Here is a 12,062-nt window from a genome sequence, read left to right on the forward strand (position 1 = left end):
ATCGCGGCCTGATCAATGGCGGCGAGCTGGGAGGCCTGAAGGCACGATTGCTGCTGTCCACCCTTCTGAGCGCAGGCTACGAGGGTGAGGAACTCGTTGGGCAGGTCGCGAAATATGTTCGCAGCTAAACCGATGGCCCGATACGGCTGATGTTCGTCTCCAGATAATCCAGACGCTCCGCAGCTGTGAGCGCACCTTCCGCGACACGCTTGACGGCCTCTCGAATATGCGTGGCACCTTCGCGCAGGTTCATGCTGCCCGTGAGCATGGCTCCAAGATCCACGTCGAGATGTGTGGGCATCTGCGCGGCTGTCACTGGATTGGCCGAGATCTTGATCGTCGGAGCGAGGGGGTGACCTGAGGGATTGCAGGATCCGGTCACGAAACAGATAATTTGGGCTCCCCCAGCCGCAAGAGCCGTGATGTTTTCGACGGCCGCGGCCGGCGCATCCATCATCCAAAGCCCCGGGCTGACCGGCCGCTCGCCGTACGCGAGAACACCCTGAATGGGGCGTGAGCCGGTCTTCGCGAGGGCGCCGAGCGACTTCTCCTCGATTGTGGTAAGCCCGCCTGCCATGTTGTCGGGGGTCGGATTAACCCCTGCAAGATCGACGCCCTGAGATCGTGCTAAAACATCGTAGGCCTTAACGGTCGCGATTAAGCGTGCCGCAACGTCTGGTGTGACGGCCCGGCGCTCAAGCAACTCCTCGCCTCCCAAACACTCGACGGGCTCCGAAAAGATAGCGGTTCCGCCCGCGTCGATATGCTGGTCCGTGAAGAGTCCGAGTGCAGGGTTGCCAAAGAGCCCGGATGTCGTGTCAGAGCCGCCGCATTCGAGTCCGATGAGGATCTCGTGAGCATTCAGCGGCACTCGCTGAGCCTGGGCGGCGTCGGCGAGCATTTTCTGCAGAAGAGCGGTCCCCTTCTTGAGGGATGCCTCGTGACCACCCTCATCAAGAAACGAGAGACAATTCACGGATCGTCCGAGCGAAGCCACGCGGCTTGCGATCCTCTGGCCACTCTCAGGCTCGAAGCTCACAACGAGACATGAGGCAACGTTGGGATGCGCGGCGAGCCCGGCCATCGCTCGCAGGGCCAGCTCGAAATCGGCACCAAGCTGACCACGTCCGTAGCTTGCCGGAAGGCATACGACTCCGGGAACAGCTGCTGCCAGCTGGCGAGCCAGCGGGTTGACGTTGTCGGCCGCTGCCATAACGGCCACGAAATTCCGAACGCCCTTACGACCGTCCTCTCGTTCGAAACCCGTCCATGTCGCCGCGAGATCGCCCATTGCTGACTTCTGCTCCATCAACCGATATCGCGCTCGACACCAAATTCAGTTGCGAGTTGAACAATATCCCTTAGGTCGCTCGCCGATAGTGGAATGCCCCGAGCCATCCGTTCCCGCCGGAGTGACCAACGCCGCTCTCCGGGATAACGGAGGGACAAGCCGGCCTCGCGAAGTGGGAGCGCCTTTAAGCGAGCGGCGTACTCGTCCATTCGATTCTTGAAATTGTCAGATCCCCCAAAGAAGGCAAGGTCGACAGCAATCATCGTATGGGACGTGCCCTCTGGGGTATTCGGGGAGGCTTCTTTCGACGAGACTCCGTCAGCGAAAACGCCGCCCCCGAGGAGCCCAACGAGCACTTCAAGTGCAAAAAGGAACGCAAACCCCCTGTCGCCGCCGAATGCCAGAAGACTGCCCTCAAGGGCCCGCTTCGCATCCTGCGTCGGATATCCCTGCGGGTCCTGCGCCCAGCCCTCCGGAAGGAGTCCGCCTCGCTTGGCTGCCGCAACAACGTTGGCCCGGGAGGTTGCGCTCATCGCGAGGTCGAGCTCAAGCATTTGCCCGGTCGCGCGCATCGGTGCAGCAATCGCAATCGGATTATTACTCAGGAATGCGCGGCGGGCACCGGTTGGAGCAACACAGACCTGTCCGTTCGAGAGCACGATGCCGATTTGATCACGCTGTGCGATGAGCGAAGCGTAGTAGCCGGCGAACCCAAGGTGGTTGCTGTTGTTGATCGACGCAATTGCGATGCCGTAGTGCGAGGCGGCTTTCGCAACGGTGTCGGCTGCAACGGAAGCGACGTAGTGGCCAATGCCGTTGCGGCCGTCAATCCTTATGACCGCCCGATCCGCGCGGACTTGCGGCTCGGCGCTTCCGGAGACACCGCCACTGCGGATCCGCTCGACATAGGGCCGCAACCGTCGCAGCCCGTGCGTCTCGACACCACGAAGATGAGCCTCTGTCAGTGCTCGTGCCATGCTCTGACGGGCGGGCGGTGTGACACCAATCTTCTCGAGAATTGCCTCGATCGTATCCGAGACCCAGCCTGCTGGTTGTAGGACAGACTCAGAGGCGTCCGCCTCTACCACCGGCGAGAGCTGGCTCCGCAAATTGTGAACATGGACGTGCTCCCCTGTCCCAATGTCCTGGGTCGCGACGCCAATCGTGTAACCGTAGCGAATGATGGCCTCGCCCGCTGCGACCGGACGCAGCGCGATCTTGTGCCCAAGTGGAATGTCTTGGATCGCTGGCACGGTCTCAACCGTTCCGCTGCTGTCACTTGCGCGGACCAGGACGGAATCACTCACCCTCACAGCGTCGAGAACGGCCGCCACGTTGTCGCGCGCGGCGAGTTTGATGGCGCGCCGATCGCTTACAGCCATTGCGATGTACTCTCCTCCGCAATCGCGAAGGCCTTCGTGCCGGCATCGACGACGCCGGAATAGCGAGAGAAGAAAAGATAGCCATCAACCGCCGCTGTCAGCTCCTCAATCACCTCGAAGCTGTGTAGATCGATCACCTCGGCAAGCTTCTCTCCCTTGGAGACGCGGCGCCCGAGGTCACTGGGCAGGCCATAGAATGATTTTAGATAGCCTCCCAGTGACGGATTGGACTCAAAACGGCTTTTCACGGTGTAGAGGAGTTGCCGCTTAAGTGGCCTGGGCGCCTCATCGAGCATTCCAAGCTCGATCATGATGGAACGAAGCCCTTCCACACAGGCCTCGACGTAGGCTGATTCCGCTTCGACGCCCAGGTAGACGCCTCCGATTTCAGGGTTTACCGTCGGCACACCCCGCCCGTTGCAATATCTCGCGGCCGTGCCCGCTAGGTCATTGGAATGGATGAAGTCTGCTCCGAACGCGCGGCAAAGTTTCAGCGCCCGCTCGAAAATGTCGGGGCTGGCGGAAGCATCGAGATCGGCGCGGCTCTGCAGCCGGCCGCCTAGCCCACCACTATGGATGTCGACGAGGGCGTCGACGTGATCGAGCAAGTGCTTCGTGATCGTATGGGCGAGACGCTGGGTGACATTTCCCTTCGGCGATCCGGGGAAGACCTCATGGAGGTCGGTCTTGCCGTGCTGCTCGGGTGTCTGGCGGGAAAACGCAGTGACCGCGAGAGGGTTGGCGACTGGGATCGCTGCCAAGCGTCCCGCGAGCTTGTCCGGGTTAACCGATTCAAACAGTTTGCGGACCGCGAGAACCGGCATGGTCTCATCGCCATGTACGGTGGTAAGGATCCCCAGCGTGGGCCCTTCCTTGCGGCCGGTTAGAACGTGAAGCCCGAGTGACAGGTCAGCGCCGGAGGCAAGCCGCGTCACCGGAAGACGCTTGAAGCTGCGTCCGGGCGCCTGCCTCCGAGCCAGGACAGGCTCGTGTTGATCCGACATTTGCATTTCCTCCCTTCAAGCGCGCCAGTGGCGAGGCTAACTCCGCACCGTTACTCGGTACTTGATACGGTCTGCACGGTAGACCGACACGCCCGTCAGGATTGGGACGCCGTCTTGGCTGCTCAGCGTCACTTGCCGGACCAGCACCGGCTGGCCGAACCCAATCAGCAGGTCAGCACAGTCCGCGTCCGTGGCAAGCCGGGCCTCGATCTCCATTTCGCCGTAGTCCAGGTCCACCCCTTCACGGTTCCGGAGATAGTCGACGAGCGATGAGGCCTTGAGGTCTTGTACCTTCAGGTCACGACCATAGTCCGCCCGGAGGTATCGCCGGTCGACCGCTACCAGTGTGTCGTCGAGAAAGCGCAGACGCTTGATGGAGCTCACCTCGCTTGCAGGCGGGATGCCGAGCCGGGACGCGACGTCCTCGTCGGCCGTGCTCCTCGAAAACTCCGCGATGTCGACCCTCGGCTTTCCACCCTGGCTCGACCAGGAATCGAGAAAACTCGTCAACGTCAGCTGTTCGGCTTGCTTGGGCTTGCACGCGAAGGTCCCGCGCCCCTGGACCCGGTAGAGAAGCCCGGCCTCGACCAAGTCATCCACGGCCCGACGAACAGTGATTCTGCTGACCCCGAACCGCTTGGCGAGGTTGGCGTCCGATAGCTCGAACCCTGGATTTCCGGCTGTGGCTCGCAGCGCCGCGCTGAGCTGATCGCGAACCTGTTGATAGAGCGGGGCACCCATCCAGAAGCCTTGCCATATTTCCAGACGTTGCTAAGCTTGTTATAACATCATGTCAACCTGCCGGGCGGAGTTCCAAGGAGTGGGCTAGGCCTTGCAAGCGGGGGGCGGCGCTGCACGCCACAGCGCGACTTAATGGAGGAACACGCCGATGCGCTCTGTCTCTGCCACGTTAGCGGCTTTTGCCAGCCTCATGGCTGCGGCTCCAGTCCACGCAAGTGGCTGGCCTGAACGAAACATCACCATGGTTGTGCCGTATGCGCCCGGCAGCGGGACCGACGTTCTCGGGCGGATCATCGCGGCACGCCTCGCAGAGGTGCTTGGCGTCAGCGTCGTCGTCGAGAATGTCGGTGGATCGGGCGGCATGGCGGGCACTGCCCGCGTCGCCAAAGCGCCTTCGGATGGCTACCAGATCGTCATCGGCAACGTAGGCACGCATGCCCACAATCAGACTCTCTATCGCACTCCCGCCTACCGGGCCGATGTGGATTTTGAACCTGTCGGGCTTGTGGCTGATCTCGCGCCGATCCTCATCGCCCGCGCCGACTTTCCAGCCGCGACACTAGAAGAGTTCATCGCTTACGTTCGCCAGAACGATTCTAAGATCAACTACGGTTCGGCTGGGTTGGGATCGGCCTCGCAGCTTGCCTGCGCGCTCCTTAACGCGAAAGCCGGCCTCAATGTGACGCACGTTCCCTATCGCGGCGCTCCGCAGGCCATGCAGGATCTCGTGGCCGGCCGGATCGATTATCAATGTGCTCTCTTGCCGTCGCCTCTTCCGCAGATCCAAAACGGGCAAGTAAAGCCTATTGCTGTCCTGGACATAAGACGCTCGGGGGTCGTGCCCGAGGTTCCAACGGCAACCGAGGCGGGCCTCCCGGGCATCGAGGCATCAGCTTGGCATGCGCTGTTTGTCCCGCGCGGCACACCACAGGAAGTTGTGGTGAAGCTCAACCAGGCGCTCGCGGCGGCACTCGATACACCCTCGGTCCGCGAGCAACTCGAGCGACAGGGTGCGGTCGCACCGCCGCTGGAGCGACGGTCGCCTGACTACTTGCGCACTTTCATGAAGTCCGAGATCGATCGTTGGGGTGCGATGATCCGCGAGCTGAACATCGAGATTAACTAGCTCATCGAGCAGACGAGATTGGGGAGTACGGATGTCGGGCATTTCGGATGGCGCATCAGCTTGGAACTACAGACTGCTCGCCCATCACCAACTCTATGGGTACGGCGGGCTCGGAGAGGGCATCGGGCTTCAGCTGACGGCAGATGGCCGGCGGATCCTCTGGCTGGCACACGAGAGCGCGCCGAAGAATTTCTCGGCCCTCGACGTGACGGACCCGCGCTCACCGCGCCTCATCACGCAGACAGAACTGCCCCACAGCCAAGTGCGATCCAACTCGCTCGAGGTGCACGGCCAGGTCATGGCTGTGGCGTATCAGACTGCAAGGCCAGGGCTGACGCCTGCCGGCTTCGAACTCTTCGACATCTCGAGTCCGGAAGAGCCGCGGTCGATCAGCTTCTATGACTGCTCGGGTCCCCATTCCCGCGGTGTTCACCAGCTCTGGTTCGCCGATGGCGAGTTCGTGCACCTCGCCGCCGGTGCCCCGGACGTGGTCCCGCGCGATCAGCGTGACGATCAATTCTATCGCATCATCGATGTCCGGGACCCGTCGAGACCTCGCGAGGTGGGGCGTTGGTGGCTGCCCGGCACCCTGGAGGGCGACGCAGCGGATCCGCCGACCCGGATCCGGGAGCCCTTCGGCACTGGGTTCCGGGCCCACAACACAAACGTGTATCCCCAGCAACCCGATCGGGCCTATGTCGGATACATCGATGGAGGCTTCGTTATCCTGGATATCTCGGACAAGGCGCGGCCGAAGCCCATCGTTCACTGGAACCATTCGCCGCCCTTCAAGGGATTTACTCATACGGTCCTGCCCCTGTTCGACCGGAAGCTACTGGTCGTCACGGACGAGAGCGTGATGGACGGCGGCGAGGACTGGCCGAAGCTCGTCTGGATCTTCGAGCACGGCATCGAAGATCGTCCGATCCCGATTGCGACCTGCCCGGCCCCACCAGTGGATGTCTTTGCGAAGCGCGGCGGCCGGTTCGGGGCACACAACATCCATGAAAATCTACCGGGTCCGCTCTCCTGGCGATCCGAAGACCTCCTTGTCGGTGCCTTCTTCAATGCAGGTCTGCGGGCCTACGATATCAGCGATCCCTACCGGCCGCGGGAGATTGCCTGGTTCGTGCCGCCGGCACCGGCAGGCTCCCCGGCCGGCGCCATCCAGATCAACGATGTTTTCGTCGACGAGCGTGGCGTCACCTACGCAGTCGATCGCTTCTGCGGCGGCGTCTACATTCTCGAGGCAGAGTTCTAAGCCGAAATGGGCTTCGATCTCGCTCATCAACCTCGGCTACGTCGAGCAAAAGAGCCTGCCCCCGGGGCAATCCCGGTCACTGTCGTCACCGGCCCGCTGGGATCGGGGAAGACGACATTGCTCCAGTCGGTTCTGGAAACAGCCGAGGGTGCAAGGTCGGCCCTCGTCGTCAACGAGTTTGCCGAACTCGGCATCGACCAGCATCTCCTGGCAGCCGATACTATCGCTCTCCTCGCGAACGGCTGCTTCTGCTGCCGGCCAGCGGGTGATCTTGCCGGTACACTGCGGAGTCTGCTGGAGCAACGGCGGGTAGGGCGTGTACCGGATTTCGAGAGGGTCCTCATCGAGACGAGCGGAGTCGCCGATCCGTCCGCCATTCTGCTCTCGATTGCGTCGGACCCGGAGGTCGCACGCGATTTCTTCGTTCAAAGGATTGTCGGACTCGTCGACGCCACGATGAGCCTATGGGACACCCTGGCATCGGAGCATCACCGTCGCCAACTCGCATTGGCGGATCTGATTCTCGTCACCAAAGTGGATCGCGCTGGCCCCGACGTCACGGACGCACTTCGGATGGAGCTGGCCGAAATGTGCCCGGGTGTTCCTGTCGACCATTGCTCCCGCGGGCAGGTGGGTATCAGTCAGATCCTCGCGAGGCCCGCGCTGGTGATGCCGATTCCGCTTACCCTGCGCCAACGCCCGCACCGGTCCGACATCACCAAGCACATCATCGTCCGCCGGGAGCCGTGGGATTGGGACGCCTTTTCCACCGCGATGCAGGCGCTGGCTGCCCTGCGGGCGCCGGACCTTCTGAGAGTGAAGGGCCTCCTTCACCTGCACGATCGGGAAAGACCCATCGTCTATCATCGTGTTCAGCATCTTGTGGACCGGATTACTGAACTCGACCGATGGCCGGGCGAACGGGAAACGCAGCTCGTCTTCATTACCCGCAACATCGCTGGAGGCGACATCGATCGCCTGATCGAGGTGATGCATGCTTGCGCGCCGTGCCGCGGCTCACCAGCGGAAGTGATCTGACATGACGACACGTTCCAATGCTGTTGCTTTTGCTACCGAGGAGAAATGCGGCCTGATCTTTGCCACCGGCGTGCGCGCGGGTGACTGGATCTTCTTGAACGGGATCATACCGCGCGACCTGGGAGACCAGAGCCGCCCACTCACGGGCCGCCCGATCCCGCTGGAACAGGCCGAGTCGGTCTGGGAGCAGACGGTGGATCTGCTGGGTCGTGCGCAAAGCGACGTATCGCGGATCGTGCGTGCCGACCAGGTCTTCGCCGATTGGCGTGCTGTTCCATTCTTCCACAGCACGCGCTTGGCTATGTGCAGGGCCTATGTTGCCCCTAGCACTTCGGTTTTGGTACCCGAGATGCTCGTCCCGGGTGCGCTTCTCACGGCAGACTTCATAGCCTTCTCCGATTTGGAGACCCACTTCCAGCCGATCCGGCCCGAGGGTCTCGATATCCCGGCGACATCCTCCTTCGCTCCTGTCGTCAAAGCGGGGCCGCTCGTGTTTGTCGCGGGCTTTATGGCAGCACACGGGCGGGGCGACCTCGGCGGAATTGCGCCTGACGCGAAGGTTCCCACCGGGCACCTCTGGAAGGGGAACAGGATCGAACTCGAGACGAGATACCTGATCCGCGAGAAGCTCGTCCCGGCCCTCGCCGGGGCAGGCCTATCCCTGTCCGACGTCGTCAAGGCCAACGTTTACCTGTCCGACATCACGGATCTTCCAGCCTTCAACGGTATCTGGAACGAGGTCTTCGGGGGACGGATGCCGGCGACCACGGTGACCCCGACGAGCCAGCCGGGCTTCGCCATCGCTGAGGCGAGCCTTGAGATCAATCTCGTCGCCGCCAGCAATCCCGCCGAGGTAGAGCGCATCGAGACGGACCGCGCCCGAATGGCAACGTGTTCGGGCTATCCGGCCGCTGTCCGGGCAGGCGGCCTGCTTCATCTTTCGGGCCTCGTCGCAGCCGATGCAGGTGGCCTCGTTGATGTGGCCCGCATCGACAACCGCGATCGGTATCTCGCGTCGTCGGTAGAGGCTCAGATGGATTACCTGCTTGATCTGATTGAGGAGATTTGCGCCGCCGCTGGAACGAGCGTCCGCAATGTCGTCCGGATGACGCTCGCCCATATCGATCTCTGCGAGTTCCTGCCGGCAATGCGCGTCTGGGAGCGGCGGTATCCGGGATTGCCCCTGCCGGCCAGCGCTATCCGCGTGCCAGGCCCACTCATGGTGCCGGGGTGCTCTGTTCAGGTCGATGTGTGGGTTTACGCGCCTTGATTACGAGGGATCAGATATGAAGTTATCTCGCAGGCAAAGCATCACTCTGGGGCTTGCCTCCATTCTGTGTCTGGGCGGCGTTGGGGTTGCTGTCACTGGCTCCGCCCAGGCGGATGCCTACCCGTCGCGGACGATCAAAATCGTCGTCCCCTTCGCTGCAGGCGGCGGCTCCGATGTGATCGCCCGAATTGTCGCGCAGGAACTGACGGATAAGCTGGGCCAGTCCATCATCGTCGAGAACCGGCCAGGGGCAGGGGGCACATTTGGAGCCGGGCAGGTCGCCCATTCTGAGCCGGATGGCTATACGCTCCTCCTCGGGTCGAGCTCCGAACTCGCGCAGTATCCGGCCATTAGCGCCAGCGTTTCCTACAACCCGGAGACGGATTTCGCGCCGGTTGCCCTGCTCGCCACGGTGCCGCTTGTGCTGACCGCGAATCCAGAACTCCCGATCAAGTCACTGAGCGACCTGCTCGACTACGCGAAGCGGGAACCTGGTAAACTGAACTACGGGTCGGCCGGGCCCGGGTCGGCGACGCATCTCGGCATGGCGATGCTGAACGCGATGACCTCTACCCAGATGACGCACGTCCCTTACCGGGGATCGGCGCCTGTCGTGACCGACCTTTTGGCTGGACACCTGCAGGTCGCCATGCCGCCACTCTCGACGGTCCTTCCCTATGCGGAAGGCGAGAAGCTGAGGCTGGTCGCAGTATCGACGGCCAGGCGCTCGCCGTCGCTGCCCTCCGTGCCCACGCTAAAGGAGTCTGGGCTTGCAGATTATGAAATTGGCCTTTGGACGGGACTTCTTGCTCCCGCCGGCACACCTCCTGCCGTAATTGAACGCTTGAACGGAGCCCTCACCGAGGCCATGGCGGCGCCCGATGTCCGTGAGGCGATGGTTAAACAGGGCGCAGAAATCACGCTCAGCCCGCCGGATGTATTCGCGGCGGCGATCAAGCGTGAACTCGCCCTCTGGCGCAATGTCGCGGGCCAAGCCGGAATCCGGATTGACTGATTGGGACGTGGTCGGACCCGTCCACCGTAACGGCGCGCCAGACCTCTTGGGGCTTTAGCGCAGCGCGCGGCGATCTCCATTCGCGGGTCGCCGATTCGCGCAATCGCCTGTTCGTGCGTGGTAACGAGGTCCTCGATTCGAAAATCCGAAAGGACATCTTCCGAGGCATCTTCCACTGGATCCTACGGGATGTTGTCGACCGCCGGTCGTGACCGGACCTCTTGTCTCGCCGCCTCGGCAGCCGCCCAGGCGAGCGGGAAGGCCCAATAACTGATCGGGCGCTCGTGTCCCGCGGGGATGACGCCCGAGTGAGCTCGGCGAGCGTCTTCTCGCCGAAGTAGTTCTGCATCCTGAGATTGCGCGCCGTGTATCGCCTGACGTCGGACACGTGGATTCCCAAGCGCCGAAGGATCTTCGCCGTGCGGGGCAACAGTCCGTCGACATTGATGAATCCTGCGGCTGCAAGGGGATGCTTGGGGAGATGCATGACGCTCGGACCGAATACGGAAGCAGCGATAGCACGCGGGCTGAGGAGCGAGTCCGCACGCCACGACGCACACCGCGCCTGCCGCCATCCCGCGCTTTCCGCCTTGGCCTCTGCGCAGTACCAGCGAGCGCCTGCCTTCTCATTGACGGTCGTGCAGACGCATAACAGTCGCGCCGATGATCCTGACGTTGGTGTAAGCGCTCACGCATCGGTGCACGCCGAGCGGCGTAGAGCTCGCGAAGCAGCGTTTCCCTCATCTCTCGCATGCGGGTGTGAATCGGAGCCGGCGGCCGCCTAGGGCCGGCCGCCGCAGTGCCGGGATCCTACCACTGCTGCCGGATGGCTTGAATCATGAGGGAATCGAACGAATAGTCGGCGATCTTCCACCACTGATAGCTCTGGTTCCGGAATGCGAGCTGATGCTCGTAGAGCTTCTTGAAGTGCGGGTTCTTCTCGGAAAGGTCTCGATAGACCTTGATCGAGGCACGATTGGCTTCTTGCAGCAGATCCTGCGGAAAGGTGCGCAGTTGGGCTCCGGCGCCGAGCAAACGCCTGAGCGCTGCCGGGTTCTGGACGTCATACTTGGCCTGCATGTCGGTGGCGGCCGCCATGGCAGCGGTCCTGAGGAGCGATTGGTAGGACGGGGGCAGCTCGCTCCATTTGTCGAGATTGACAAAGAAGCTGAGGGCAGAATTTCCCTCCCAGAACGAGGGATAATAATAGTAGGGAGCAATCTTCACGAACCCAAGCTTCTCGTCATCGTAGGGCCCTACCCATTCGACCGCATCGAGCGTGCCCCGCTCGAGGGCCGTGTAGGTGTCACCGGCTGCGAGTTGCTGCGGCACGAGACCCATGGTTTGCAGGATCGTTCCTGCGAGCCCGCCAATCCGCATCTTCAGGCCGTTGATGTCAGCGGCCGACTTGATTTCCCTCCGAAACCAGCCGCCCATCTGCGTTCCGGTGTTGCCGCCCGGAAGATTGAGCAGATTGTACGTGGCATAGAATTCGTTCAGCAGATCAAGGCCGCCGCCCTGGTAGAACCAGCCGTTGACCTGCCGGCTGTTGGGCCCGAAGGGGATGCCCGTCCCGAAGGCAAAAGCCGGATCCTTGCCCATATAGAAGTAGGACCCGGTGTAGCCCATCTCGACCGCGCCGCTTTGCACTCCGTCGACGATGGCCAGCGGCGGCACGATCTCGCCAGCCGCGAATACCTGGATGACGAACTTGCTGTCGGTCGCCTCGGCCACCGCTTTCGACAGGAATTCACAGGCGCCGTGGAGCGTATCGAGCGATCGCGGATAGCTCGATTGCAGGCGCCATCTGACGCTCGGAGTGCTCTGTGCAATCGCCGGACGTGCAACTGCACTTCCGCCGATCAATCCGGCAGCGGTCAAGAACTGACGGCGCTTCACTTTGTTTCCTCCCATGCACCTCAAGGTGTCGGTAG

General features: G+C 62.3%; 10 protein-coding genes. 5 read left to right on the plus strand and 5 right to left on the minus strand.

Annotation, left to right across the window (positions count from 1 at the left end; all coding sequences use genetic code 11):
• Window positions 1–124: 124 nt before the first annotated feature.
• Genes BN1233_RS39565 through BN1233_RS43915 form a run of 4 tightly spaced genes read right to left on the minus strand, consistent with a single transcriptional unit; the run spans window position 125 to window position 4,418 of the window.
• Complete coding sequence (locus tag BN1233_RS39565) at window positions 125–1,291, minus strand: UxaA family hydrolase (RefSeq protein WP_046869168.1); 1,167 nt, start codon at window positions 1,289–1,291, stop codon at window positions 125–127.
• 17 nt (window positions 1,292–1,308) lie between these two features.
• Complete coding sequence (locus tag BN1233_RS39570) at window positions 1,309–2,673, minus strand: Ldh family oxidoreductase (protein ID WP_046869169.1); 1,365 nt, start codon at window positions 2,671–2,673, stop codon at window positions 1,309–1,311.
• Complete coding sequence (locus BN1233_RS39575; RefSeq protein WP_046869170.1) at window positions 2,664–3,677, minus strand: succinylglutamate desuccinylase/aspartoacylase family protein; 1,014 nt, start codon at window positions 3,675–3,677, stop codon at window positions 2,664–2,666. The genes BN1233_RS39570 and BN1233_RS39575 overlap by 10 nt, the downstream gene beginning before the upstream one ends.
• A 36-nt stretch (window positions 3,678–3,713) precedes the next feature.
• Window positions 3,714–4,418 (minus strand): GntR family transcriptional regulator, encoded by a 705-nt coding sequence (locus BN1233_RS43915; protein WP_048710629.1) that lies wholly within the window; start codon window positions 4,416–4,418, stop codon window positions 3,714–3,716.
• 241 nt (window positions 4,419–4,659) lie between these two features.
• Here BN1233_RS43915 and BN1233_RS39585 point away from each other — a divergent pair, with 241 nt between their 5' ends.
• From BN1233_RS39585 to BN1233_RS39605, 5 genes are read left to right on the plus strand one after another with little or no spacing between them, the layout of a single operon-like run.
• Window positions 4,660–5,544 carry a Bug family tripartite tricarboxylate transporter substrate binding protein gene (locus tag BN1233_RS39585; RefSeq protein ID WP_048710631.1) on the plus strand — a complete coding sequence of 295 codons (885 nt, stop codon included), beginning with the start codon at window positions 4,660–4,662 and terminating at the stop codon, window positions 5,542–5,544.
• Between the two features lie 31 nt (window positions 5,545–5,575).
• Window positions 5,576–6,805, plus strand: coding sequence for an LVIVD repeat-containing protein (locus tag BN1233_RS39590; RefSeq protein WP_046869172.1), 1,230 nt, complete (start codon window positions 5,576–5,578; stop codon window positions 6,803–6,805).
• 6 nt (window positions 6,806–6,811) lie between these two features.
• The gene (locus BN1233_RS39595) at window positions 6,812–7,843 is read left to right on the plus strand and encodes a CobW family GTP-binding protein (RefSeq protein ID WP_048710635.1); all 1,032 of its coding nucleotides are present in this window, start codon (window positions 6,812–6,814) and stop codon (window positions 7,841–7,843) included.
• A 1-nt stretch (window position 7,844) separates the two neighbouring features.
• Window positions 7,845–9,113 carry a RidA family protein gene (locus tag BN1233_RS43920; RefSeq protein ID WP_048710638.1) on the plus strand — a complete coding sequence of 423 codons (1,269 nt, stop codon included), beginning with the start codon at window positions 7,845–7,847 and terminating at the stop codon, window positions 9,111–9,113.
• A 16-nt stretch (window positions 9,114–9,129) separates the two neighbouring features.
• On the plus strand, window positions 9,130–10,128 hold the full coding sequence (locus BN1233_RS39605) for a Bug family tripartite tricarboxylate transporter substrate binding protein (RefSeq protein ID WP_046869174.1): 999 nt from the start codon (window positions 9,130–9,132) through the stop codon (window positions 10,126–10,128).
• A gap of 810 nt (window positions 10,129–10,938) precedes the next feature.
• Here BN1233_RS39605 and BN1233_RS39610 read toward each other — a convergent pair.
• Window positions 10,939–12,027 (minus strand): TRAP transporter substrate-binding protein, encoded by a 1,089-nt coding sequence (locus BN1233_RS39610; RefSeq protein WP_046869200.1) that lies wholly within the window; start codon window positions 12,025–12,027, stop codon window positions 10,939–10,941.
• Between the last annotated feature and the right edge of the window lie 35 nt (window positions 12,028–12,062).

Origin of the sequence: Microvirga massiliensis (assembly GCF_001006805.1) — a bacterium.
In the GTDB taxonomy this organism is placed as follows: Bacteria; Pseudomonadota; Alphaproteobacteria; order Rhizobiales; family Beijerinckiaceae; genus Microvirga; species Microvirga massiliensis.